Origin of the sequence: Streptomyces sp. NPDC047081 (assembly GCF_040643775.1) — a bacterium.
In the GTDB taxonomy this organism is placed as follows: domain Bacteria; phylum Actinomycetota; class Actinomycetes; order Streptomycetales; family Streptomycetaceae; genus Streptomyces.
This window is the reverse complement of the sequence record NZ_JBEYUY010000051.1, coordinates 17411-40993: the sequence shown is the minus strand read 5'-3', so window position 1 is coordinate 40993 and position 23583 is coordinate 17411. Positions and strand designations below refer to the sequence as shown.

Sequence of the window (23583 nt, the reverse complement as noted above, 5' to 3'; positions counted from 1 at the left end):
CCTGACCCTCGTCAGCACCCCCGACCGCCTCCGCAGCTCCTGGATCAACGGCGTCAAACACCTCCAGGTAACCACGAGCCCCGTGTCCGGCGACACGGGCGACCCTCGTGGGGGGATGGGACGAAGGTCAGAGACGGGCGGCCTCCCGTGTGGCCTCCTTGGCCGAGGCGGGATAGTCCGGGGCCTCGCGGGTCAGCCCCTCGCCCTCGACGTCGACCACCGGGAGCACCCGGTCCAGCCACCGCGGCAGCCACCAGGCGGCCTTGCCGAGCAGCGCGAGGACCGCGGGCACGAACGCCATCCGGACGACGAACGCGTCCAGCAGGACGGCCGCGGCCAGGCCGAACCCGATCATCTTGATCATCGACTCGCCGGCGCCGATGAAGCCCGCGAACACCGCGATCATGATCAGGGCGGCCGCCACGACGACCCGCGCGCTGTGCCGGAAACCGGTGGTGACCGCCTGGTCGGCCGGGTCCCCGTGGACGTACGCCTCCCGGATCCGGGCGACGAGGAAGACCTCGTAGTCCATGGCGAGGCCGAACACGATGCCCACCAGGAAGATCGGCATCAGGTTCATGACCGGCCCGGTCTCCGACACGCCGAGCAGATCGGCGCCGTAACCCCACTGGAAGACCGCCACCACGGAGCCGAGTGCGGCGAGGACGGACAGGAGGAAGCCGAGGGCCGCCTTGAGGGGGACCAGGACCGAGCGGAAGACGACCAGGAGGAGCACGAAGGCCAGGCCGACCACGACCGCGAGATAGGGGATCAGCGCGGACTGCACCTTCTCGGAGACGTCGATGTTCAGGGCGGTGGTGCCGGTGACCTCGAAGGTCGCCCCCGTCGACGCGTCGATGGCCGGGCGGTCGTCGCGGATGGCGTTGACCAGGTCCTGGGTCTTCTCGTCGCTCGGTCCGGTGGAGGGGGTCGTGGAGAAGACCGCGGTGTCGCCGGCCTTGTCGAAGCGGGCCGGGGAGACGGACACGACGCCCCGCTCGGCGGCGAGCTTCTCCGAGATCGTCTTCACGGCGTCTTTGACGTCGCCACCGCCCTTGGTGTCCACGACGATCGTCAGCGGGCCGTTGAAGCCGGGACCGAACCCCTTCGCGAGCGCGTCGTAGGCGCGCCGCTCGGTGGTGGACGTCGACTTCACGTCGTCGCCCGGCATGCCCAGCTGCAGGTCCATGACCGGCACGGCCAGCGCGCCCAGGCCCACGACGCTCAGCAGCAGCACGGCGGCGGGCCGGCGCAGCACGAACCGGGCCCAGCGGCTGCCGCCGTTGCTCGCGCTGGCTTCCTCGATACGGCCGCTCCTGCGGACGGAGCGGGCGAGGACCCGGTTGGGCCACCAGCCCAGCAGCGCCGGGACCAGCGTCAGCGAGATCAGCACGGCGATCATCACCGCGCCCGCCGCCGCCAGGCCCATCTTGGTGAGCATCGGGATGCCCACCACCGAAAGGCCCGCCAGCGCGATGACCACGGTCAGCCCCGCGAAGACGACCGCGGAGCCCGCGGTGCCCGTGGCGAGCCCGGCGGCCTCCTGCGGCGCATGCCCGTTGGCGCGCTCCTCGCGGTAGCGGGAGACGACGAACATGGCGTAGTCGATGCCCACCGCGAGCCCCAGCATCGTGGCCAGCGTGCCCGTGGTGGACGACAGCCCGAAGGCACTGGCCAGCGCGAGGATCGACGCCATGCTGATGCCGACGCCGACCACCGCCGTGAGCAGCGGGAGCCCGGCCGCGGCCAGCGAACCGAAGGTCAGCAGCAGCACCACGGCGGCTATCCCGATGCCGATCGCCTCGGCCGTACCGCCCGCCGCGGGCTTCTCCGCCAGCGCCGTACCGCCGACCTCCACGGTCAGCCCCGAGTCCCGGGCCCCGTCGATCGCGGTCTCCAGATGCTTCTTGCTCGCGTCCGTCAGGTCGTCGGCCTTCTCGCCGAAGGAGACCGTCGAGTACGCGGTCGAGCCGTCCTTGCTCACCGCCTGACCCTTGAACGGGTCGACGGCCGACGTCACTTGGGAGCCGTCGGCCGCCTCGCGCACGAACTCCTCGATGGCCGACCGGTGGGCGGCGGCAGTCACCCGCTGCCCGACCGGCGCGACGAAGACGACCCGGGCGCTCGCCGCGTCGGCCTTGGTGCCGGGGAAGCGCTGCTCCAGGAGGTCGAACGCCTTCTGCGACTCGATGCCGGGCATGGTCGAGGTCTGGTCCTCGGCGGCGGGCGCGGTCGCCGCGCCGGCACCCACGCCGACCAGCACCGCCACCCACAGCAGAACGGTCAACAGGCGGCGGCGGAAGGCCAGTCGGCCCAGCCGGCACAGGAATGTGGCCATGAAACGGAGGTCTCCCCATCTGAACTCGGGTACCTCCTCAGACTCCCGGGACGGGCGCGTCACGTCGTCGTGCGCCTGCCGACAATCGCCGCTACTGAGAACGCAGTACGGGCCGGTGCATCCGTCATCCCAGAGCACGACGGCACGGTCCGGGCGGTGGTGAAGCGGGCTACACCACGGGTTCGGGAGCGCGCTCCATCGAGCCGGCCGTCCCGCACCGGAAGGGTTGTCGGTACACGAACAGCCCACCTCTCCGGAAGGAAATCCCATGAAGTCCCTGCTGGCGTCGCGGCCCGTGCTCTGGTTCCTGTTCCTGTTCAACCTGGCCGTCGCCGCGGTGGCCCCGTTCGCCGTCGACGGCGCGCAGGGCGTCCTGACCTGTGTCGGCATGGGAGTCGTCTCGCTCGGGGCGGGAATCAGCCTGCTGCGGACCCGCAAGCAGCCGGCCTGAGGGCCGCCGACCATCGGCCGGCGGCCCCTCGGAGGCAGCGGGCTCAGCCCACCTTCGAGGCGTCGGCCGCCGGCTCGGCGACCGCCGGGGCCGTCGGGGCTCCGGTCAGGGGCCGGCGGCGCGGGATGAACGACGCCACGAGGAAGGCCAGCAGGGCCGCACCCGCCCCGAGGCCCATGACGACCTTGAAACCGTTCTCCGACGGCAGCGCGTAGCCGCCCAGGCTGATCGTCATCTGCGACAGGACGACACCGGCGACGGCGCTGGCGCACGACGTACCGATCGACCGCATCAGCGTGTTGAGGCTGTTGGCGGCGGCGGTCTCCGACGGGTCGACCGCACCCATGATCAGCGCGGGCATGGCGCCGTACGTGAAGCCGATGCCGGCGCCGATCACGCAGGACACCACCACCAGGTGCCAGACCGCGGACATCAGCACGATGTTCAGGCCGTAGCCGGAGGCAACGATCAGGGCGCCGATCATCAGCGTCACCTTCGGACCCTTGGCCTTGGAGACGGCCGCGGACACCGGCGCGAACGCCATCATCACCAGACCCGAGGGCGCCATCACCAGACCGGCGGTCAGCAGCGACCTGCCCAGGCCGTAGCCGGTCTGGGTGGGCAGCTGGAGCAGCTGGGGCAGCACCAGGGACATCGCGAACATCGAGAAGCCGATCGCGATCGACGCCAGGTTGGTCACCAGCACCTGACGGCGGGCCGTGGCGCGCAGGTCCACCAGCGGCTCGGAGGTGCGCAGTTCGAAGAAGCCCCAGGCGAGCAGCACCACGACCGCCGCGGCGAACAGACCCAGGGTGGTGCCGCTGGTCCAGCCCCAGTCCGCGCCCTTGGAGATCGCCAGCAGCAGCGAGACGAGTCCCGCCGCCATGCCGATACCGCCGACCACGTCGAAGCGGCCGCCCGAACGCACCCGGGACTCCGGCACGAACAGCACGACGAGCACGAGGGCCACGGCGCCCATGCCGGCCGAGCTCCAGAACAGCACGTGCCAGTCGAAGTGGTCCGCGATCAGCGCGGCCGTCGGCAGCCCGAGCGCGCCGCCGACGCCCAGCGAGGCGCTCATCAGCGCGGTCGCCCCGGCCAACCGCTCCGCCGGCAGCTCGTCCCGCATGATGCTGATGCCCAGCGGCACCACGCCGGCGGCGAGCCCCTGCACCGCCCGTCCGACGATCATCGGCACCAGCGACTCGCTGAGCGCGCACACCACCGAGCCGGTCACCAGCAGCACGACGCTGACCAGGAGCATCCGGCGCTTGCCGAACATGTCGCCGAGCCGCCCCACCACGGGCGTCGCCACCGCGGCCGCCAGCAGTGTCGCGGTCACGGCCCAGGCGGTGTCCGACGCGGGAGCGTCCAGGAGCTTCGGCAGCTCCGGGACGATCGGGATGACCAGGGTCTGCATCAGCGAGACGACGATGCCGGCGAAGGCCAGCACCGCCACCACGGCGTTCGACCGCGGAGCGGCCGCATCGCCCGCGTCCGCAGGTCTGGGAAGAGCGTCGGACATGAAGGATCCTCCAAGGGGACGGCAATCCGTAGGGACGTGATTCCGCAGGGACGTGCGCGGAGTCGGGAAACTTCGCCAGCTTTAAGTCAGGCGCTTGACTTACCATAAGGGCTCGGTTTGCCTGATCGTGCAGCGACCGCCGGATCGGAGGAGCGCGTATGTGCCCGAGCCAGGACCGAGAGCCCCTGAGGTATCCGTTGCACGGCAGTACGGCGCTGGAGGCGCCCGAGGAGTGGGACGCGCTGCACGAGCGGTGCCCGTTCGCCCGCGTGACGCTGCCCAGCGGGGACGAGGCGACGCTGCTGACCCGGCACGAGGACGTCCGGCAGGTCCTGGCCGACCCCCGCTTCACCAATGTGCTGCGGGCCGGGGACGCGGCCCGGATCTCGGACGAGGAGTCGGGCGGGGTCTTCGGGAGCGACATGGCGATGGCCATCCCGGCCCGCGGCGAGACCCACCGGCGGTGGCGGCAGACCGTGGGCAGGTGGTTCACCGCCGAGCGCATCGCCACGCTGCGACCGGGCATCGAGGCGATGGCCGAGAAGCTCGTCGACGACATGGTGGCGCACGGCCACCCGGCGGACCTGCGCACCCACCTCGCCTATCCGCTGCCCGTGTGGGTGATCTGCGACCTCCTCGGCGTCCCGGCCGCCGACCACGACCGCTTCGCGTACTGGTCCGACGTCATGCTCAACCTCACCCGCTACGGCCAGGACGAGATCGAGCAGGCCCAGGACGACTTCGTCGACTACATGGCCGCGCACGTCTACACCAAGCGCGAGACGCCGAGCGCCGACCTGCTCAGCGACCTCGTCATCGAGTGGGATCCCGACGGCGAGCCCATGTCCGAACGGGAGCTGGTCTTCACCGGCCAGGCCCTGCTGGTCGCGGGGCACGAGACCACGACCAACGTCATCGGCAAGACCGTGGCGCTGCTCCTCGCCGACCGCCGCCGCTGGGAGCGCCTGCTCGCCGACCGCTCGCTGGTGCACTCCGCGGTCGAGGAGGCGCTGCGCTTCGACGCGGATCCCGGCATCGGCGTGCCCCGCTACCTCGACGAGGAGGCCGAGATCTCCGGCCAGGTGCTGCCACCGGGTACGACGGTCATGTGCTGCACGGCGGCCGCCAACCGGGACGCGACGGTCTTCGACACGCCCGGCGAGATGGTCCTCGACCGCAGCCCCAACCCCCACCTCGCCTTCGGCACCGGACCCCACTCCTGCCTGGGCCAGGCGCTCGCCCGCGCGGAGCTGCGGATCGTCCTGCACGTGCTGTTGCGTAGGCTTCCGTCGCTGGAACTCGCCGCACCGGCGGCGGACCTGCGACGGCTCGAGGGGCTGGCCGTCGGAGGGCTGAGCGAAGTCCCGGTGCGGTGGTGAGGATGACCGGCAGGACGGTACGGGCGGAACAGGTCAGCGCGACCCGGGAGCTGATCCTGACCGCGGCCGAGCGGCTGTTCGCCGAGCGCGGTGTGAACGCGGTCTCCAACCGCCAGGTCAGCGAGGCCGCCGGACAGGGCAACAACACCGCGGTCGGCTATCACTTCGGCACCAAGGCCGACCTGGTCCGCGCCATCGTCCGCAAGCACACCGTCCGCATCGAGGAGATCCGCGCCCGGCTGCTGGCCGGGATCGGGGACTCGCCCGGCGTACGTGACTGGGCGGACTGCCTGGTGCGTCCCATGCCCGAGCATCTCGGGCAGCTCGGCGGGCCCACCTGGTTCGCGCGGTTCTGCGCCCAGGTGACCACCGACCCGGCGCTGCACCAGATCATGATCGAGGAGTCCCTCGCCTCCCAGTCCCTGCGGCAGTGCATCGACGGACTGAACCGCTGTCTGCCCGACCTGCCCCCGGAGGTGCGCGCGGAGCGCGGTGAGATGGCTCGCCACCTCATCGTGCACATGCCCGCCGAACGGGAGCGGGCTCTCGCCGAGGGCCGCCCGACCCCCCGTTCGAACTGGAACGACGCCGCCACGGGCCTCGCCGACGCGATCATCGGCCTGTGGCTGGCGCCGGTGACGCCGCGACGCTGAGGGCGACCGTCATGTCGAGCCGGTGACGGGCGCCGACGGCGTGTCCGGCCCCGCTCAAGGACGTCCGGCCGGGCCCGGCCGGGCCCCGCCGGGCTCAGCTGCCGGCGCCGACCGCCTTGAGCACCGCGTCCGCCATGCCCCGCTCGCCCCGCTCATTGGGGTGGACGGACGCGGCGGCGGCGCGGGGGATCAGCGGTTCGATCCAGCGCTCGCCCCGCGCCGAGCAGGCGTCGCGCCCCATGGAGGGCGTGTACGTGTCGACGTACCGGACGCCCGCCGCCTTGGCACGGGCCCGCAGCATCGCGTTGAGCTGCTGCTCCTTCTCGTGCAGATAGGAGACGTCGCCGGGCGCCAGCCCCATGGCCCGCCCGCAGCCGGAGCTCTCGGCGGGCAGGATCGCCGGATACCCGACGACGTACACCCGCGCCTCGGGCGCCCGCCGCCGGACCTCGCCGAGCGCCCGGGTGAGCTGCTCGTCGGCAGCCCGGATCTTCTCCTGCACCTCGTCGGTGCCCCCGGAGACATAGCGCTCACGACACGGGGCGTCGTCCTGCTTGCCTCCGCCGAGCGCGTAGTAGATCACCCCCTGCTGCACGCACTGCTTGACCATCGAGCTGAACCCGATGTCGTTCCCGCCGATCCCGAGGGTGACCAGCCGTGTCTCGCGGGAGAGGGCCGAGAGCTGGGCAGCGTTGGCGCCGTCGTCGGTGCCCTGGACGCCGGTCAGGTTGCCGATGGTCGCGCCGCTGCAGCTCACATCGCGGAAGTCGGCCGACTTCAGGCCGAGTTGGCGGGCGACCAGCGAGGGGTAGTTGCGGTCGGAGCGGTCGCAGCCGGCGGGCTTGCCGTTCTGGTCCGGGATCTCCGGGCCGGCCGTGTAGGAGTCGCCCATGGCGACGTACGGGCCCTTCGGCGCGGGCCCGTCCGAGTCGTCGTGGTGCGCGATGCCGACCGCGGTGCCCAGCACCCCGAAGGCGAGCACCCCGGCCAGCCCGGCTCGTACAGAGTTCCTCATAGCCATGTCCTGCTCTTCCGTCTCGGAGGTGTCCGGCGCCGCGGGGGCGCTTCCGGATGCGGCGAACGCCGCATGTCGCTCGGCCGGGGGAGTGGGCGGCTGGACAACCGAGCAGGAAAGGTTGCTTGCGTAAGGCAAGCACAGTTAGATTACTTGAGTCAAGCAATGGATTGATTTACTTGAGTTAGGCAAGCAGAACGGTAAGGTGACCGACATGCCTCCCTCGTCGCCGAACGGCACCGTCAGTGAGCGGCCGGCCCTCGCCCGCGGGGCGGGGCAGCATGTGCTGGTCGTCGCGGCCGAACCAGACCTGGCCGAACTGCTGTCGACCACACTGGAGTTGGCGGGCTACCGGGTCACCCTGGTCGACACCGGCGCCGAGGCGATGGCGCGGGCCGTGCGGCAGCGCTACGACCTCGTCGTCCTCGACGCGACGCTGCCGGACGTGCCCTCCCTGGGCCGGGCCCGCCGTCCACCCGCCGCCCACCGTCCGCCCGTGCTCTTCCTGACCGCGTTCGACTCCCTGGACCGGCTGCTGCCCGAACTGGGCCTGGGGGAGAAGGACTACGTCACCAAGCCGTTCCGGGTGGCGGAGGTGCTCGCCAGGATGCAGGTCCTGCTGTGCGGCCCGAACCCCGGCCCGCGCAGGGACGCGGCGCTCGCCTACGGCGACCTGGCCCTGGACGACGCCCGATGTCAGGCCCGGCGCGGGACACGGCCGCTGGACCTCACCCCCGCCGAGTACCGGCTGCTGCGCCATCTCCTCGTCAACGCCCACCGGGTGCTGTCGAAGGAGCAGATCGGCCGCTACGTCTGGGGCGACTTCCGCGGTGACAACGCCATCGAGCAGCTCGTCTCCCGCCTGCGCCGCAAGGTGGACCGGGACGAACCCGCCCTGATCCAGACCCGCCGCGGCTTCGGCTACTGGCTGGGCAGCGCCGACGCGGAGACCTGAGGGGTTCGAAAGCAAACACTCGGGGACGGATGTGCGAACTTCGTGGAGGGTGGCCTCGGGCTGCCCTCTTCGGCATGTGTGGGGCCCGTGTCGGAATCTGCGCGCGATCCTCAACTTCGCTTACTTGTACGGAAGTTGCCGTGTGCTCGCTCATGCAGAGGAACGCTCAACTCGCAATGTGATCCGGGTCACGTCAGCTTTCCGTCAGGTGCCTGTCCGGAGTAGGTCAGCCCCCTCTGTTTGCATGTGCTCATCCCGGAGTCCCCCACCACCGAGGAGAAACCATGGCCCACACGGCGGACGTCATCCCCGAGTTCCCCATGCCGCGCGCCTCCGGCTGCCCCTTCGACCCGCCACCCGCCCTCCAGGAGCTCCAGAAACAGGGCCCCTTGGTCAAGGTGCGGCTGCAGGACGGCAGCGAGCCCTGGCTCGTCACCCGCTACGCCGAGCAGCGTGCGCTGCTGGGTGACGCCCGGGTCAGCGCCGACAACACGATGCCCGGCTACCCCAGCAAGGGCGACGGCGGGGACGCCGGCGAGGACAAGTTCAGCTTCATCATGCTGGACGACCCAGAACACGCCCGGCAGCGCCGGATGGTCACGGCGCCCTTCGCCATCAAGCGGGTCGAGGCACTGCGGCCCACCGTCCAGAAGATCGTGGACGGGCTGATCGACGAGATGCTCGCCGGCCCCCAACCGGTCGATCTCGTCGAGACGTTCGCCCTGCCGATCCCCTCCCTGGTCATCTGTGAACTCCTCGGCGTCCCCTACGACGACCACGAGTTCTTCCAGGACAACACCAAGACCATGGTCCACCGCGACGCCACCCCCGCCGAACGCGGCAAGGCGGTCCGGGCCATCGCCGAGTTCCTGTCCGGACTGCTCGTCGAACGGCGTGCCGAACCCAGGGACGACCTGCTCTCCAGCATCGCCGGGCGCGTCACCGCGGGCGAGATCGACCACCGGCAGGCCACCGAGATGGCCCTGCTCATGCTGTTCGCGGGCCACGAGACCACCGCGAACATGATCGCCCTCGGTACCGCCGCGCTCTTCCAGCACCCGGACCAGCTCGCCCTGTTGCGCGAGACCGACGACCCCAGACTCGTCGCCTCCGCGGTCGAGGAACTGCTGCGCTACCTCAACATCACCCACCTGGGACGCCGGCGCGCGGCCACCGAGGACATCGAGATCGCCGGGCAGGTCGTCAAGGCCGGCGAGGGCCTCATCTTCACCAACGAGATCGCCAACCGCGACCCCGACGTCTTCGCCGACCCCGACCGGCTCGACATCACCCGCGACGCCCGCCGGCACGTCGCCTTCAGCTTCGGCGTCCACCAGTGCCTGGGCCAGCCCCTGGCCCGGATGGAGCTCCAGGTCGTCTACGGCACCCTCTACAAGCGCATTCCGACGCTCAGGCTCGCCTGCCCGCCCGAGGACGTGAAGTTCAAGCACGACGCGTTCATCTACGGCGTGCACGAACTGCCCGTCGCCTGGTGACGGCTCCCCGTCCCGCAACAGACCGAGAACCACGTACAGCAAAGGAAGAACCCATGAAGGTGGAGCTGGAAGCCGACAAGTGCGTCGCCTCCGGGCAGTGCGTACTGGCCGCGATGGACGTCTTCGACCAGGACGACGACGGGATCGCGGTCCTGCTGGAGGAGAAGCCCGGACCCGAACTCCTCGACGACGTCCGGGAAGCCGTCGCGGTCTGCCCGGCCGCCGCGATCCGACTGGTCGAGCAGTGAACCGGATCGTCGTCGTCGGAGCCTCGGCCGCCGGACTCGCGGCGGTCGAGACGCTCCGCCGCGAGGGTTACGACGGCACGCTCACCCTGGTGGGCGACGAACCCCTCGCCCCGTACGACCGTCCGCCGCTGTCCAAGCAGCTCCTGTCGAGCGAGTGGGAGCCCGAGCGGCTCGACCTGCGCCCCGCCGACGACCTGGCCGGGCTCGGCCTCGACCTGCGCCTCGGCGTGGCCGCGACCGGGCTCGAACTGGCCGACCGCACCGTGCGGTTGGCCGACGGGAGCGAGGTGCCGTACGACGGACTGATCGTGGCCACCGGGGTGCGGCCGCGGCGGCTGCCCGGGGAGGGCGCTCATGTGCTGCGCACCCTCGACGACGCCCTGACGCTGCGCGACCGGCTCGGCCCGGGGCTGCGGCTGGTCGTGGTCGGTGCCGGGTTCCTCGGCGCGGAGGCCGCCGCGGTGGCCTGGCGGCTCGGCGCCCGGGTGACCCTCCTCGAACCGGCGCCGGTGCCGATGGCCCACGCCGTCGGCACCGAGGTCGGCGCGATGCTCACCGCCGCCCATGTGGAGCGGGGCGTGGACCTGCGCTGCGGGGTCGGCGTGAGCGAAGTGACCGAGGACGGCGTGCGGTTGACGGACGGTCAGGTGATCGACGCCGACGAGGTGCTGGTCGCCATCGGCTCGCTGCCCAACACCGAGTGGCTGGAGGGCAGCGGGCTCAGCGTCGGCGACGGGGTGGTGTGCGACGAGTACTGCGAGGCCGCGAGGAACGTGTATGCCGCCGGTGACGTCGCCCGCTGGTACAACCCGCTGTTCGGCACCTCGATGCGGATCGAGCACCGCACCAACGCCGCCGAACAGGGCATGGCCGCCGCCCGCAACCTGCTGCGTCCCGCCGCCCGCAAGCCGTTCGCGCCCGTGCCGTACTTCTGGTCCGACCAGTACGACATGAAGATCCAGGCGTACGGCTATCTGCGCGGGCACGACGAAGTCGCCGTCGTGGACGGGGACTTGGCCGAGCGCAGGTTCGTCGCCGCGTACCGCACCGGCGACCGGGTGACCGGCGCCCTCGCGGTCGGCATGCCGCCCAAGGCCATCCGGCAGTGGCGGCTGGCGATCGCGGCCGGCGCGCCCTGGGACGAGGCCGTGCACACCGAGGTCTCCCCGACGGGGGCCTGAAGCAAGGAGGTTGTCCATGGTGGGTCTTCCGTACGGTGCACGCGACGACGTGGTCGTGGTCGTCGGGGCGGGCGGCATCGGAACGGCGGTGGCGCGTCGTATCGGCAGCGGCCGCACGCTGTTCCTCGCCGACGCCTCGCGCGGTCAACTCGACCGGACCGTCACCGCGTTGCGCGCCGAGGGGTATGCGGCGCAGGGCATGGTGATGGACGTGTGCGAGCGCGCGGCGGTACGGAAGCTCGCCGAGGCGGCCGCCGCCGAGGGTCCGATCGCGGCCGTCGTGCACACCGCCGGCGTGTGTGCCGCGATCGCCTCGGCGCGCACCAACTTCGAGGTGAACATGGTCGGGACGGCCCATGTGCTCGACGAGTTCCAGGCCGTCGCCACCCGCGGCACCTCACTCGTCTGTCTCGCGGCCGTCGCCGGCCACTACGGCACCCTGAGCCCGGACGACGAGACCACCCTGGCCACGGCTGGCACCGAGGAACTCCTCGAGCTCGACGTCGTCGCCAGGGTCGGGGACGACGCGGTGCCCGCGTACATCGTGTCCAACCGCGCCGCCCAGATCCGGGCCCAGGCCGCGGCCCTCGCCTGGAGCCTGCGCGGCGCCCGGGTCAACACCGTCAGCGTCGGCGTCGTCTCCACCGCGATGGCGCGGGCCGAGTCCGACTCCGTGTACGGCGAGCACGTGGGGAGGACCCTGGACGCCTGCGGAGCCGGCCGCGCCGCCACCCCGGCCGAGATCGCCGACGCGGTCGCCTTCCTCACCGGCCCCGAGTCCTCGTACCTCACCGGCACCGACCTGGTCGTCGACGGCGGCCTCACCGCGTGGATGCGCTGGCACTGACCCGGGAGTCGTACGAACGCCGTACTTCCTTCGCAGTACGCGGGCTAAACGTCCGCAGTAGATTACTTGAGTTACGCAACAAGATGGTAAAGTGGATCGCATGTCCACTCCACCGCTCCCCGAGATCCCCGACACCCCCGCGTCCGAGGAGGTCATCGAGATCGAGCGCGCGCTCACCCGCATCACCTACCTGAGCACCCGGGCCCGGCAGCACGACCGTCTGATGGCGCTGGCCGGCGTGCCGCTGGACCGGGCCGCCGTGGCGCTGCTGCGGCAGGTGGCCGACTCGGAGCCGCTGCGCCCCGGGGAGCTCGCCACTCGCCTCGGTGTGGAGGCCTCGCACGTCACCCGCACCGTGCAGCAGCTGCAGAAGACCGGGTACGTCACCCGCGTCCCCGACCCCGACGACCGCCGCGCCCAGCGCATCCAGCTGACCGAGGCGGGCCGGCAGGCCATTGACCGCGTGCGTGACGCCGGCGCCCGCGGCATGCAGGTGGCGCTGTCCGACTGGACCCCGGAGGAGCTCGGCCAGCTGGCCACCCTTTTCCACCGCATGGTCGACGACTTCCTCGCCCACGCCATCGACGACGAGACCGAACAGGCCGTCGCCCCGGCGGCCACCGCCTGACTCAGGCCGACGTCCTGCGGGGACACGGCCGGGACGCGGGCGTCTGCCCGACCGGTGGAGCGGGCTCCCGCAGCCCGATCACCAGGAGCCGGCCCAGGACGGGCAGCACGATCAAGGGGAGCAGAGCCGTCCGCAGCGAGGCCGCGTCGGCCAGTGCCCCGACGACCGGGGCGGCGAGCCCACCGACGCTCACCGCGAGGCCCAGCGTGACCCCGCTCGCCGTACCCATCCGCCTCGGCAGGAAGTCCTGACCCAGGGTGACGTGCAGCGAGAAGGGGACGTACAGGCCCGCCGAGGTGAGCGCCACGAACAGGTAGACCGCCGGACCCGGCACCAGGACCACCCCGGCGACCGCCAGCGCGGTCAGCGCGTACGAGCGCCGCACCACCGCCACCCGCCCGAACCGGTCGGCGAGCCGGCCCCCGGCGACCGTGCCCACGGCGCCTCCCGCGTACAGCAGGAACAGCGCCGCCGTCCCGGCCGTCGCCCCGCCGCCCGTGCGCTGACGGACGTAGAGCGAGACGAACGCGCCGAGGCTGACGAACACGATCGACCGGCAGACGATCGCGCCGGACAGCCGCAGGAACGACGGCCAGTCGTCGGTACCGGCTGCGGGAGCTGCGCCGGCGGCCGTGGCCCGGGCGCGCGTCGAGCGGACGGCGAGTGCGCACAGGCCCGCCCCCGCCACCGCCGGCACGGCCAGCAGGGGCGAGGCTCCCAGGCCGCCGGTGCCCACGACCGCCGCGACCAGCAGCGGCGCGGTCGCGAAGCCGAGGTTGCCGCCGAGCGAGAACCAGCCCATCCCCGTGTTCCCGCCGCCCGCCACGGCACGGGCCGCTCTGGCCGCCTCCGGATGGTAGGCGGCCACGCCGATCCCGGAGACCGCGATCGCCGCCAGCACGAGCGGGTACGAGCCGCCGATCCCGCACGCGGCCACGCCCGCGCCGCCGGTCAGCGCGCTGAGCGGCAGCAGCCACGGCATCGGCCATCGGTCGGTCAGCGCCCCGAACAGCGGCTGCACCACCGACGACAGAAGGGACGCGGCCAGGACGATGCCCGAGGCCGCGGCGTAGGAGTAGGCCCGCTCGGCGACGAAGTACGGCACGAGCGCGGCGACGGCGCCCTGGTACACGTCCACGCAGGCGTGCCCCAGGGACAGGAGGGCGATGGGTTTCGGACGAAGGATGGACACCCTGCGATCGTCGCGGGACCGCGGTGTGGCCCGCTTCCGATAATCTGCCTTCTTGTGTCGAACATCCGCCAAGGCGATCGGGCGAGCGTCCGCCAGGACGAAGAGGGGACCGTCCGCCACGACGCGAAGGCGCCGACCCGTGCCCGTGTCCTGGCCGCCGGGGAGCGGATCGACGCCCATCTGCACGACGAGCACCAGATCGTGTACGCGGGTTCGGGCGTCCTCGCCGTCACCACCGACGCCGGCACCTGGTTCGCGCCCGGCACCCGCGCCCTGTGGATCCCCGCCGGCACCGTCCACGCCCACCGCGCCCACGGTCACGGCCACCTGGACCTGCACCTCGTCGGCCTGCCCGCCGACGACAACCCCCTCGGCCTGGACGCTCCGACCGCCCTCGCCGTCGGCCCGCTGCTGCGCGAGCTGATCCTCGCCTACACCCGCGACCCCGACCACGACACTCCCGAGCGCCGCCGGGTGCTCGCCGTCCTGCGCGACCAGCTGCGCGCCTCGCCCCAGCAGCCGATGCGGCTACCCACCCCCAGTGACCCGCGGCTGGCCGCCGTCTGCGCGCTCGTCCACGCCAACCCCGCCGACCCGCGCACCCTCGCCGAGCTCGGCGCCGCGACGGGAGCCGGTGAGCGCACCCTCAGCCGCCTCTTCCGCGGCGAGTTCGGCATGACCTTCCCGCAGTGGCGCACCCAGTCCCGCCTCTACCACGCCCTGCGCATGCTCGCCGACGACACACCCGTCACGACCGTCGCCCACCACTGCGGCTGGTCCTCCGCGAGCGCCTTCATCGACGTCTTCCGCCGCTCCTTCGGCTACACGCCCGGCACCCACAACCGCCGCTCCTGACAAGCGAAGAGGCCGCTGTACGGGCGGTTTGTACCGTCCAGTAATATCGCGCGGCAGGCCCACCGGAGGAGGAACCGTTGACCCGGTCCGAACGCTCGCCCCTGCTGCTCGCCGGCCTGCTGGCCACCGCGGGTGTCGCCCACTTCGCCTCACCCCGCCCCTTCGACGCGACCATCCCGAGCGCCCTGCCGGGCACGCCCAGGACATGGACGTACGCCAGCGGAGCCGTCGAACTCGCGCTTGCGGCCGGTATCGCACTGCCCCGCACGCGGAAGGCGGCGGCGCTCGCGGCGGCGGCGTTCTTCGTCGGCGTGTTCCCCGCCAACGTCAAGATGGCCGTCGACTGGCGCCACCGCCCCGCGCCGCTCAGGGCCGCCGCCATCGGCCGGCTGCCGCTGCAGCTACCCCTCGTCCTGTGGGCCCGCAGCGTCGCCCGGAGCGGGGAGGCGCAGGCATGAGCGAGAAGGTGAACGTCGGCGACCGCATCGACGACTTCGAGCTGCCGGACGAGACCGGCACCCCGCGCACCCTGTCCGCCCTGCTCGCCGACGGACCCGTCGTGCTGTTCTTCTACCCGGCCGCCCTGAGCACCGGCTGCACGACGGAGGCCTGCCACTTCCGTGATCTGGCCGGTGAGTTCGCGGCCGTCGGCGCCCGCCCGGTGGGCATCAGCGGCGACTCGGTGGAACGCCAGCAGGAGTTCGCCGGCAAGCACACCCTCGGCATGCCGCTGCTGTCGGACGCCGACGGGACGATACGGGAGCGGTTCGGCGTCAAGCGCGGCTTCAGCCTGGCGCCCACCAAGCGGGCCACCTTCGTCATAGGCCAGGACCGCACGATCCTCGAGGTCGTCCGTAGCGAGCTGCGCATGAACACCCACGCCGACCGGGCACTCGCCGCGCTCAAGGCCGCACAGAAGTGACGCACGCGAAACGGAGGACCTCGCCGGTCCTCCGTTTCGGTTGTATCGGTGCGACAAAAGCACCATCCTGAGGGATATGGAGCACGCCTCCGCCGTGGCGATCGTCGATGCCCAGGGCATCGTGACGGGGTGGAGCGAGGGCGCCCGGCAGCTGACGGGACACCCGGCCGAAGAGGTCGTGGGGCACGCGGTACGGGAGCTGCTCGCCGAGGAACCGCCGTCCGAGGCCGTCGCGGCCCTGACCGGCACCGCCGTACTGCGCCACCGCGACGGTTCCACCGTCACGCTCAGACTGCGGGCCTGCGCCCTGCAGGGCCCGGGCGGCGAAGCGGCCGGCTACACCGTCACCGCCGAGCCGCCGGAGGACCACGCCTCGCTGCTGGCCGGACAGGCCTTCCAGCAGGCCTCCATGTCCATGTCGGTCTTCGACACGCGCCAGCGCTATCTGCGCCTGAACGACGTCGCCTGCCGCGTCATGGGCGTACCCGAGGAGGCCCTGCTCGGCCGGCACTTCCCGGACTCCGTCGAGGACGCCGAGCACAGCCGCGGCTTCCTCGCCAACCTCCGCCAGGTGGCCGAGACCGGACTGCCGGTCCGCTACGAGAGCTTCACCGGCGCGCCCGCCCTCAACCGCGAGCACGCCTGGAGCATCGAGATGTGGCCCCTGAAGGACGCCGGCTCGGGCGAGACGACGGCCGTCGCACTGGCCGCGTTCGACAGCACCGAGCAGTACTGGGCCCGCCGGCGCCTGGCCCTGCTCAACGAGGCCGCCGCGTCCATCGGCACCAGCCTCGACGTGGTGCGCACGGCGGAGGAACTGGTCGAGCTGCTCGTGCCCGGATACGCCGACTTCGCCAGCGTCGACCTGCTCGACTGGGTGCTCGGCGCGGACGAGCGGCCCGCACTGCCGGGCGCCGACATCGTGCTGCGCCGCGTCGCCCACGGCTCGGGCACCGAGGGCACGCCCGAAGCCGCCGTGCACGTCGGCGAGACGGACGTCTACCCCTCCTTCACCCCGCCCGCGAAGGCCCTGCGGACCGGGCGGGCCGTCGTCAGCCAGGCGGGCGAGCCGGACTTCGTGCGCTGGGTCGCCGAACGCAACGCCCGCGCCCCGGAAGGCCGCCGCCACCGCACCGGCGCCCACTCTGTGCTGGCGGTGCCGCTGCGGGCCCGCGGCACCACGCTCGGCGTCATGGTCTGCGTCCGCATCGGCAATCCGGACGACTACGGCGCTGACGACGCCGTCCTCGGCGAGGAACTCGCCAGCCGCGCCGCCGTCTGCATCGACAACGCCCGCCGCTTCGCCCGCGAACGCACCACCGCCCTGGCCCTCCAGCACAGCCTCCTGCCCAGGGGACTGCCCGGCCAGGCCGCCGTCGAGGTGGCCCACCGCTACCTTCCCTCCGGATCGCTGGCCGGCATCGGCGGCGACTGGTTCGACGTGATCCCGCTCTCCGGCAGCCGTGTCGCCCTGGTCGTCGGAGACGTCGTCGGGCACGGCATCCCCTCCTCGGCGACCATGGGCCGCCTGTGCACGGCGGTGCGCACCCTCGCCGACGTCGACCTGCCGCCGGACGAGCTGCTCACCCACCTCGACGACCTGGTCACCCACCTCGCCTCGGACGACGCCGGCGACGAGGTCGCCGAACTCGGCGCGACCTGCCTCTACGCCGTCTACGACCCCGTCTCCGCCCGCCTGGCCATGGCCGCGGCCGGCCATCCGCCGCCCGCGCTGCTGCTGCCCGACGGCACCACGAGCCTCGTACCGATGACGGCCGGACCCCCGCTCGGCGTGGGCGGCCTGCCCTTCGAGGCGACGGAGCTAGAACTGCCCGAGGGCGCGGTCGTGGCCCTCTACACCGACGGCCTGATCGAGGACCGCGACCGCGACGTCGACCACGCGACCGACGAGCTGTGCCGCGCCCTGACCGCCCCCGCCGACACCCTCGACAGCCTGTGCGACACGGTCCTGAAGGCCGTACTCCCCGAGGAGCCCAGCGACGACGTGGCGCTGCTGCTGGCCCGCACCCGGGCGCTGGGCGCGGACCAGGTCGCCACCTGGGACATCACCCCGGACCCCGAGCGGGTCGCCGCCGCCCGGCAGGCCGCCACCGATCAGCTCACCGCCTGGGGTCTGGACGAGGCCGCGTTCGTCACCGAACTGGTCGTCAGTGAACTGGTCACCAACGCCATCCGGTACGGCGCGCCGCCCGTCCAGCTCCGGCTGATCCGCGACCGTACCCTCATCTGCGAGGTCTCCGACGGCAGTTCCACCTCACCGCATCTGCGCCGTGCCCACGCCTTCGACGAGGGTGGCCGAGGGCTGCTGCTGGTCGCCCAGCTCACCCAGCGCTGGGGCAGCCGGCAGACCGGCAGCGGCAAGACGATCTGGGCCGAACAGCCGCTGCCGCCTGGGTAGTCACTGGAAGGAGCAGCCCGGGTTCGGGACGTCCTCCGAGTACGGCGCGCCGTGCGGCAGGACGTACAGCACGTCCAGGACCAGCGGCGTGTCGCCCTCGTTGCGGCCGAGGTGGACGTCGCTCGGCCCGCCCGGCTCACGGACCACGGTGCCGGTCTTGTACACGCCGTCCTGCTTGCAGTCCGCGTGGTAGTGGGTGAGCGTGCCCTGCTGGACGAAGCCGTAGACGGGCCCGTCGTGGTAGTGCCAGCCGGTCGCCTGGCCCGGCGGGACGGTGATCTCCCGCACGACGTAGTCGGTGTCCCCGACGGTGGTGGTGCTGATCAGCTTGGCGGTCACCCCCGGCCCGGGCGGCGTGGCACCGGCGGTGCCGCAGGTCAGCGCGGTGCCGGTGACGATCGCACCGACGACGGTGGTACGGAGCGCGTTGCGCATGCGGAGAGGCCTCCCGGGACGAGGAGCGAAGATCGCCTACGGCCGTGAACATAGGCCCCTGCAAGGCCTGTTGGGGCCGGAACGCCTCAATCCGTGCCGGGACACGGGGAGTTCACCCGGAGGACGACCCGCCGTCCGCGGCGACCTGCGCGAGCGTACGGCCGCTGGTGACCGAGCGGGCCCGCCGCGGATCCAGCGTCCCGTGACCGTGCGCTCCGCCGCCGGCCTTCACCAGCAGCCATGCTTCCTCCCGGTCACCGTCCTTGCCGCCGCGGAACCGGGTGAGCGCGTACTCGCCGCGCAGCTTCGACCCCTTGAGCCGGAACCGCGCGTGCCCGCTCTCCAGGGACTCCTCGAAACCGACCGGCTGCCCCTTCCGGTCGTGGCTCAGCGGCTCATAGGTGCCGTGGTCCCACACGATCACGGCACCGCCGCCGTACTCGCCCGCCGGAATGACGCCCTCGAACTCCTCGTACTCCAGCGGATGGTCCTCCGTGGGCACGGCGAGCCGCCTGTCCTGCGGATCGCCCGAGGGGCCCTTCGGGATCGACCACGACTTCAGTACGTCGCCGACCTGGAGCCGGAAGTCGAAGTGCAGGGTGCTCGCGTCATGGATCTGCACGACGAACCGGGGTTCCTCGGCCGCCCCGCCCGGTCGGCCCTCTGGCTCCCTGGTCCGCCCGAAGTCGCGCTTGCCGCGGTACTCCCGCAGCCGGTCACGTCCGCTCACCTCGCGCTCCCTCCGCTTCGCGCGGACCCCGGGTACCCCGGTGGGCCGCTCAGAACTCCTCGTGCACCACCGGGTCCCCGCCCAGGCGGCGATGCGCGCGGTCGGAGACGGCCTGCAGCTGGGCCGGGCCGAGTTCGAAGCCGAAGATGTCGAGGTTCTGCCGCTGCCGCTCGGCGTTCGACGACTTCGGGATGGGGACCACGCCCAGCTGGGTGTGCCAGCGCAGGACGACCTGCCCGGGCGTCACCCCGAAGGCCTCCGCGATGCTGATGATCACCGGGTCGTCCAGCAGGCTGGAGCCTCGGCCCAGCGGGCTCCAGCTCTCGGTGACGACGCCCTTGGCCGCGTGGAAGTCCCGCAGCTCCTGTTGCGGGAAGAGCGGGTGCAGCTCGATCTGGTTGACCGACGGCAGCTCCCCGGTCTCCTTCTCCAGCCGCTCGATGTGCTCGGCGGTGAAGTTCGAGACACCGATCGAGCGGACCAGCCCGTCCTCACGGAGCTTGATCATCGCCCGCCACGAGTCCACGTACTTGTCGACGCGGGGGAGCGGCCAGTGGATCAGATACAGGTCCACGTACTCCAGGCCGAGCCGGCGCCGGGACTCCTCGAAGGACGCGAGGGTGTCCTCGTAACCATGATGGCGGCCCGGGAGCTTCGTCGTGACGACGACCTCCTCGCGCGGGACGCCGCTGCGGGTGATGCCGAGGCCGACTCCGTCCTCGTTGCGGTAGTTGGTGGCCGTGTCGACCAGGCGGTAGCCCAGGCCCAGTGCCTCGGCCACGGCGCGTTCCGCCTCCGCGTCGCTCATCGGCCAGGTGCCCAGGCCGATCGCGGGAAGCCGCGTGCCGTCGTTGAGCGTGTGCGTCGGGATGCTGACCACGGTGGGACCTTTCCCTCGACTGTGCCGTACCCCCAGCCTCACGGATAGGGTGAGACCTGATCAAACGCACTGGTGGGGGATGAGGACAGCGGACGGCATGAGCGGCACCGAGGAGAAGCAGCCCACGCGATCCGGGCGCCCCACGTCCCGCGACGTCGCCCGGCTGGCCGGGGTCTCGCACACCGCGGTCTCCTTCGTCTTCAACGGACGCGCCGACGGCAACCTCTCGCCCGCCACCCAGGAACGCATCCGGCAGGCCGCCGCCCGGCTCGGCTACCGCCCCGACCCCGTCGCCCGCGGCCTGCGCAGCCGCCGTACCGCCGTGATCGGCCTGGTCACCGACGAGATCGCCTCCTCGCCGTTCGCCGGCCGGCTGCTGCGCGGCGCCATGGAGACCGCCTGGGACAGCGAGCACCTCGTCCTGACCGTCGACTCCGGCGGCGACCCCGCCAAGGAGGACGCGGCCGTCGCCGAACTCCTCGACCGCCGCGTGGACGGCATCATCTACGCCGCCATGTCGCTACGACGGGTCCGCGTGCCCGAGGGCCTGCACCGCACCCACTCCGTCCTCGCCAACTGCCTGCCCGAGGACGACTCCCTGCCCGCCGTCATCCCCGCCGAGCGGGCAGGGGGCCGTACGGCGGCCAGGCTGCTCCTGGAGGAGGGACACCGCCGGGTCGCCATGATCGGCGGCCAGGACGACATCGCCTCCGTCGAGCGGCTGCGCGGCTTCCGCGACGCCCTGCGCGCCGAGGGCATCACGGTCCCCAAGGACTGGGTCCTGCGCACCGGCGGCGAGATCTCCAGCGGCTACGAGGGCGCGACGCGCATCCTCGACGGCGCCCCCGCGGACCGCCGTCCGACGGGCGTCTTCTGCTACAACGACCGGGTCGCGGCGGGCGTCCTGCACGCCGCGACCCGGCTCGGCATCGACGTCCCCGCCGACCTGTCGGTGGTGGGCTACGACGACCAGGAGCACATGGCCGCCTACCTCAACCCGCCCCTGACCACGGTCGCTCTCCCGCACCGGGCGATGGGCGAGGCGGCGGCCCGCCTGCTGCTCGACTCCATCGACACCGGCCGCACACCGGCCGCGACCACGCGACGCATCGCCTGCCCGGTGATCAGCCGGGCATCCGTGGGGCCGGTTCCCACCCGCTGATCACTCGGGCGCCGGTGAGGCCGATCTTGTGATCACTCGGCCGTACGGGTGAGCAGCTCCCAGCCGGTGACCCCGCCCGCGAGCCCGGTCACCTCCAGCTCGGCCACATCGTCCGGCCGACGGTAGACCCGCTCGGTGACCGTGGCCCGGCCGTCGACGAACAGCTCCACCAGCGAACCGTCGACCAGCACCCGCACCTCCTCGGCAGGCGCCCGCACCACGATCGGCGCCGACCCGTCCGGCCGCGACCTCGGCCAGCCGCCGCGATCCAGCGTCACGGTGCCCTCGTCCGGGTCCAGCACGACCGTCAGCTCCGGACCGGAGGCGGACCGCAGCAGACTCACGGTGGTACGACCGCGCGCGGTGACCGTCAGGTCGTACGACCGCGGGAGCGGAACCCGGCCGCCGGGTGCGGAGACGAACGGCTCGGGCGCACGCAGGAGTTCGAGCTCCGGAGCGGGTACGACGCCCAGCGTGCCGTCGGAATGCGTGTCCACGACCCTCGGCGCGGTGAGGACCCCGGCCCACCCGGCGCTCTCGACCTCGCTCTGCTCCCGCGCCTCCCAGGACCAGCCCCACATCAGCGCCCGGTCCGCCCCCTGGAGCACCGCGGGGGCGTAGAAATCCCGCCCGTGGTCGAGCAGGCCGCCGGACCGCGCCTCGAAACTCAACTGACCGTTGCCGGAGGGTTGGAGACGCCCCGTCAGATAGCCTGCGTGGCACGGGTGTCCGTCCCACAGCGACAGCACGAGCACCCACTCGCCACCGGCCGTGGTGAACAGCTGCGGGCACTCCCAGCCGACCGCCTTGTCCCCGAACACGTCCGCCGCGACAGGGTCGTTGCCGTCGAGGAACACCCCGGCGAACCGCCAGTCGATCAGCTCGTCGCAGTCGTACAGCAGGACCGACGGCGTCCCGTCCGCATGCCCCGCTCCGACAAGTGCCCACCGCCGCCCACCGGTTCGGAACACGAACGGGTCACGGAACATCGTCACGCCCAGGCCGGCGGGCGGGCCGGACACCACCGGTGCGGGCAGCGGCTTCCAGTCGGTCAGGGTCTCGTCGTCCGGGACGACCGCGCGGGCCAGGCAGATCGTGCCGAGGCCGGTGTGGTGTCGGTCGACGCCGGTGTACACGGCCGTCGGCACACCGTCGTCGTCGACCACGCAGCCCGACCAGCAGCCCGCCTCGTCCGGGCCGCCGGGTGTCGGGGTGAGCGCGATCGGATGGTGCTCCCAGTGTGCGAGGTCCGGGCTGGAGGCATGGCCCCAGTGGACGTTCGCGTGCACCGGCGCCTCAGGGTTGTGCTGGTAGAAGAGGTGGAAGCGGTCCCGCCAACGGAACGGCCCGTTGGGGTCGTTGATCCAGTTGCCGGGCGGACGGACCCTGAAGCGCGGTGCGTTGGGGTCGTGGCTCAACGGTTGACTCCTGCGGACGTGATGCCCTCGCGCAGAGGGCGCTGGCCGACGACGAACACGGCGACGGCGGGAAGCATGGACAGGACGACACCGGCGAGGACCACCGAGATGGACCCGGTGCCCAGGTTGCCCTGGAGCGAGACCAGGCCCAGTGGCAGCGTGTAGTTCTGGCCGGAGGTCTCGAGGATCAGCGGCCGGAAGAACTCGTTCCAGTGGTAGTTGAAGGCCAGTACGCCGACGATCGCGAGGCCGGGCGCGGCCAGCGGCGCGTACACCGATCGGAAGATCCGCCACGGTCCGGCGCCGTCCAGCATGGCGGCCTCGCCCAGGTCCTTCGGCATGCCCAGGAAGTACTGGCGCATCAGGAAGGTGCCGAACGCGGTCGGGAAGGCGGGGATGATCAGACCGAGCAGGGTGTCGGTCAGGCCCATCGACTTCAGGACCAGGAACACCGGCACGATCGTGACCTGCAGCGGCACCATCATCGTCGCCAGCACGAGCCCGAACAGGGGCTTCTTGAAACGGAATTCGAGGCGCGCGAAGGCGTAGCCGGCCAGTCCCGCCGTGAACATCTGGCCGACCGCGATCAGCGCGGTCACCAACGTCGAGTTGAGGGCGAGCAGCCACACGTCGAGCTGGTCGAAGACCCCGCGGTAGGCCTCGGTCGTCGGATGCGTCGGGATGATCTTCGGGGGCAGGTCGAAGGACTGGGCCGGGGTGCGCAGCGAGGTGGAGACGGTCCAGATGACCGGCCCGAGGGTCAGCAGCGCGCACACGGCCAGCGCGACGATGCGCGCCCATGGCCCGAGCGAGTACCGGGCGCGGCTCAGGGACAGGCTTGCTTGGCTCAAGAG

General features: G+C 72.1%; 23 protein-coding genes. 14 read left to right on the top strand and 9 right to left on the bottom strand.

Annotated features, from left to right (window positions below):
* Window positions 1-127: 127 nt before the first annotated feature.
* The gene (locus ABZ848_RS47525; RefSeq protein ID WP_360842803.1) at window positions 128-2338 is read right to left on the bottom strand and encodes an MMPL family transporter; all 2211 of its coding nucleotides are present in this window, start codon (window positions 2336-2338) and stop codon (window positions 128-130) included.
* Between the two features lie 268 nt (window positions 2339-2606).
* Between ABZ848_RS47525 and ABZ848_RS47520 the strand changes: the two genes are divergently transcribed.
* The gene (locus tag ABZ848_RS47520; RefSeq protein ID WP_360842801.1) at window positions 2607-2789 is read left to right on the top strand and encodes a hypothetical protein; all 183 of its coding nucleotides are present in this window, start codon (window positions 2607-2609) and stop codon (window positions 2787-2789) included.
* 43 nt (window positions 2790-2832) lie between these two features.
* Here ABZ848_RS47520 and ABZ848_RS47515 read toward each other — a convergent pair whose 3' ends face one another.
* Window positions 2833-4314, bottom strand: a complete 1482-nt coding sequence (locus tag ABZ848_RS47515) for an MFS transporter (protein WP_360842798.1) — start codon at window positions 4312-4314, stop codon at window positions 2833-2835.
* Window positions 4315-4472: 158 nt separating this feature from the next.
* On the opposite strand from ABZ848_RS47515, the gene ABZ848_RS47510 reads away from it, so the two are divergent.
* Both ABZ848_RS47510 and ABZ848_RS47505 read left to right on the top strand, forming a co-directional pair.
* The gene (locus tag ABZ848_RS47510; RefSeq protein ID WP_360842795.1) at window positions 4473-5693 is read left to right on the top strand and encodes a cytochrome P450; all 1221 of its coding nucleotides are present in this window, start codon (window positions 4473-4475) and stop codon (window positions 5691-5693) included.
* Window positions 5694-5695: 2 nt separating this feature from the next.
* Window positions 5696-6346: a TetR family transcriptional regulator gene (locus ABZ848_RS47505; RefSeq protein ID WP_360842792.1), complete on the top strand. Its 651-nt coding sequence runs from the start codon at window positions 5696-5698 to the stop codon at window positions 6344-6346.
* Window positions 6347-6440: 94 nt separating this feature from the next.
* Here the strand turns inward: ABZ848_RS47505 and ABZ848_RS47500 are convergent, their stop codons facing one another.
* The gene (locus tag ABZ848_RS47500) at window positions 6441-7367 is read right to left on the bottom strand and encodes an SGNH/GDSL hydrolase family protein (protein WP_360842789.1); all 927 of its coding nucleotides are present in this window, start codon (window positions 7365-7367) and stop codon (window positions 6441-6443) included.
* Window positions 7368-7575: 208 nt separating this feature from the next.
* On the opposite strand from ABZ848_RS47500, the gene ABZ848_RS47495 reads away from it, so the two are divergent.
* The 6 genes from ABZ848_RS47495 to ABZ848_RS47470 all read left to right on the top strand — a co-directional run bounded on the left by ABZ848_RS47495 (window position 7576) and on the right by ABZ848_RS47470 (window position 12716).
* Window positions 7576-8316 carry a response regulator transcription factor gene (locus ABZ848_RS47495; RefSeq protein WP_360842786.1) on the top strand — a complete coding sequence of 247 codons (741 nt, stop codon included), beginning with the start codon at window positions 7576-7578 and terminating at the stop codon, window positions 8314-8316.
* Window positions 8317-8600: 284 nt separating this feature from the next.
* Complete coding sequence (locus ABZ848_RS47490) at window positions 8601-9812, top strand: cytochrome P450 (RefSeq protein ID WP_360842783.1); 1212 nt, start codon at window positions 8601-8603, stop codon at window positions 9810-9812.
* Window positions 9813-9865: 53 nt separating this feature from the next.
* The gene (locus ABZ848_RS47485) at window positions 9866-10060 is read left to right on the top strand and encodes a ferredoxin (protein ID WP_360842780.1); all 195 of its coding nucleotides are present in this window, start codon (window positions 9866-9868) and stop codon (window positions 10058-10060) included.
* Entirely contained in the window at window positions 10057-11241 is a 1185-nt protein-coding gene (locus ABZ848_RS47480; RefSeq protein ID WP_360842777.1) for an FAD-dependent oxidoreductase, read from the top strand. The genes ABZ848_RS47485 and ABZ848_RS47480 overlap by 4 nt, the downstream gene beginning before the upstream one ends.
* 16 nt (window positions 11242-11257) lie before the next feature.
* Window positions 11258-12088, top strand: a complete 831-nt coding sequence (locus tag ABZ848_RS47475; protein WP_360842774.1) for an SDR family oxidoreductase — start codon at window positions 11258-11260, stop codon at window positions 12086-12088.
* A 100-nt stretch (window positions 12089-12188) separates the two neighbouring features.
* Entirely contained in the window at window positions 12189-12716 is a 528-nt protein-coding gene (locus ABZ848_RS47470; RefSeq protein ID WP_360842771.1) for a MarR family transcriptional regulator, read from the top strand.
* Window position 12717: 1 nt separating this feature from the next.
* On the opposite strand, the gene ABZ848_RS47465 is transcribed toward ABZ848_RS47470, so the two are convergent.
* The gene (locus ABZ848_RS47465; protein ID WP_360842768.1) at window positions 12718-13908 is read right to left on the bottom strand and encodes an MFS transporter; all 1191 of its coding nucleotides are present in this window, start codon (window positions 13906-13908) and stop codon (window positions 12718-12720) included.
* Between the two features lie 150 nt (window positions 13909-14058).
* On the opposite strand from ABZ848_RS47465, the gene ABZ848_RS47460 reads away from it, so the two are divergent.
* From ABZ848_RS47460 to ABZ848_RS47445, 4 genes are all read left to right on the top strand, one after another.
* A complete protein-coding gene (locus ABZ848_RS47460) occupies window positions 14059-14763 on the top strand; it encodes an AraC family transcriptional regulator (protein ID WP_360842805.1) in 705 nt (234 codons plus the stop codon).
* A 77-nt stretch (window positions 14764-14840) separates the two neighbouring features.
* Window positions 14841-15221: a DoxX family protein gene (locus tag ABZ848_RS47455; protein WP_360842765.1), complete on the top strand. Its 381-nt coding sequence runs from the start codon at window positions 14841-14843 to the stop codon at window positions 15219-15221.
* Entirely contained in the window at window positions 15218-15685 is a 468-nt protein-coding gene (locus ABZ848_RS47450) for a peroxiredoxin (RefSeq protein ID WP_360842763.1), read from the top strand. The genes ABZ848_RS47455 and ABZ848_RS47450 overlap by 4 nt, the downstream gene beginning before the upstream one ends.
* Window positions 15686-15761: 76 nt before the next feature.
* Complete coding sequence (locus tag ABZ848_RS47445) at window positions 15762-18104, top strand: SpoIIE family protein phosphatase (RefSeq protein ID WP_360842761.1); 2343 nt, start codon at window positions 15762-15764, stop codon at window positions 18102-18104.
* Here ABZ848_RS47445 and ABZ848_RS47440 read toward each other — a convergent pair whose 3' ends face one another.
* From ABZ848_RS47440 to ABZ848_RS47430, 3 genes are all read right to left on the bottom strand, one after another.
* On the bottom strand, window positions 18105-18539 hold the full coding sequence (locus ABZ848_RS47440; protein WP_360842759.1) for a cupin domain-containing protein: 435 nt from the start codon (window positions 18537-18539) through the stop codon (window positions 18105-18107).
* Window positions 18540-18651: 112 nt separating this feature from the next.
* Window positions 18652-19269, bottom strand: coding sequence for a DNA polymerase ligase N-terminal domain-containing protein (locus ABZ848_RS47435; RefSeq protein ID WP_360842756.1), 618 nt, complete (start codon window positions 19267-19269; stop codon window positions 18652-18654).
* Window positions 19270-19318: 49 nt separating this feature from the next.
* A complete protein-coding gene (locus tag ABZ848_RS47430) occupies window positions 19319-20149 on the bottom strand; it encodes an aldo/keto reductase (protein WP_360842753.1) in 831 nt (276 codons plus the stop codon).
* A gap of 97 nt (window positions 20150-20246) precedes the next feature.
* Between ABZ848_RS47430 and ABZ848_RS47425 the strand changes: the two genes are divergently transcribed.
* Complete coding sequence (locus ABZ848_RS47425; protein ID WP_360842750.1) at window positions 20247-21311, top strand: LacI family DNA-binding transcriptional regulator; 1065 nt, start codon at window positions 20247-20249, stop codon at window positions 21309-21311.
* 32 nt (window positions 21312-21343) lie between these two features.
* On the opposite strand, the gene ABZ848_RS47420 is transcribed toward ABZ848_RS47425, so the two are convergent.
* Together ABZ848_RS47420 and ABZ848_RS47415 are read right to left on the bottom strand one after the other, a co-directional pair.
* Window positions 21344-22729 (bottom strand): glycoside hydrolase family 32 protein, encoded by a 1386-nt coding sequence (locus ABZ848_RS47420; protein ID WP_360842748.1) that lies wholly within the window; start codon window positions 22727-22729, stop codon window positions 21344-21346.
* Window positions 22726-23580, bottom strand: a complete 855-nt coding sequence (locus ABZ848_RS47415; protein WP_360842745.1) for a carbohydrate ABC transporter permease — start codon at window positions 23578-23580, stop codon at window positions 22726-22728. Before ABZ848_RS47415 ends, ABZ848_RS47420 begins: the two co-directional genes overlap by 4 nt.
* Between the last annotated feature and the right edge of the window lie 3 nt (window positions 23581-23583).

Bases quoted from the DNA above. Each gene is read 5' to 3' on its own strand.
- ABZ848_RS47500 (WP_360842789.1), bottom strand. From the start codon at position 7,367: ATGGCTATGAGGAACTCTGTACGAGCCGGGCTGGCCGGGGTGCTCGCC.
- ABZ848_RS47515 (WP_360842798.1), bottom strand. From the start codon at position 4,314: ATGTCCGACGCTCTTCCCAGACCTGCGGACGCGGGCGATGCGGCCGCT.
- ABZ848_RS47495 (WP_360842786.1), top strand. From the start codon at position 7,576: ATGCCTCCCTCGTCGCCGAACGGCACCGTCAGTGAGCGGCCGGCCCTC.
- ABZ848_RS47440 (WP_360842759.1), bottom strand. From the start codon at position 18,539: ATGCGCAACGCGCTCCGTACCACCGTCGTCGGTGCGATCGTCACCGGC.
- ABZ848_RS47470 (WP_360842771.1), top strand. From the start codon at position 12,189: ATGTCCACTCCACCGCTCCCCGAGATCCCCGACACCCCCGCGTCCGAG.
- ABZ848_RS47490 (WP_360842783.1), top strand. From the start codon at position 8,601: ATGGCCCACACGGCGGACGTCATCCCCGAGTTCCCCATGCCGCGCGCC.
- ABZ848_RS47475 (WP_360842774.1), top strand. From the start codon at position 11,258: ATGGTGGGTCTTCCGTACGGTGCACGCGACGACGTGGTCGTGGTCGTC.
- ABZ848_RS47445 (WP_360842761.1), top strand. From the start codon at position 15,762: ATGGAGCACGCCTCCGCCGTGGCGATCGTCGATGCCCAGGGCATCGTG.
- ABZ848_RS47425 (WP_360842750.1), top strand. From the start codon at position 20,247: ATGAGCGGCACCGAGGAGAAGCAGCCCACGCGATCCGGGCGCCCCACG.
- ABZ848_RS47525 (WP_360842803.1), bottom strand. From the start codon at position 2,338: ATGGCCACATTCCTGTGCCGGCTGGGCCGACTGGCCTTCCGCCGCCGC.
- ABZ848_RS47485 (WP_360842780.1), top strand. From the start codon at position 9,866: ATGAAGGTGGAGCTGGAAGCCGACAAGTGCGTCGCCTCCGGGCAGTGC.
- ABZ848_RS47450 (WP_360842763.1), top strand. From the start codon at position 15,218: ATGAGCGAGAAGGTGAACGTCGGCGACCGCATCGACGACTTCGAGCTG.
- ABZ848_RS47505 (WP_360842792.1), top strand. From the start codon at position 5,696: ATGACCGGCAGGACGGTACGGGCGGAACAGGTCAGCGCGACCCGGGAG.
- ABZ848_RS47510 (WP_360842795.1), top strand. From the start codon at position 4,473: ATGTGCCCGAGCCAGGACCGAGAGCCCCTGAGGTATCCGTTGCACGGC.
- ABZ848_RS47520 (WP_360842801.1), top strand. From the start codon at position 2,607: ATGAAGTCCCTGCTGGCGTCGCGGCCCGTGCTCTGGTTCCTGTTCCTG.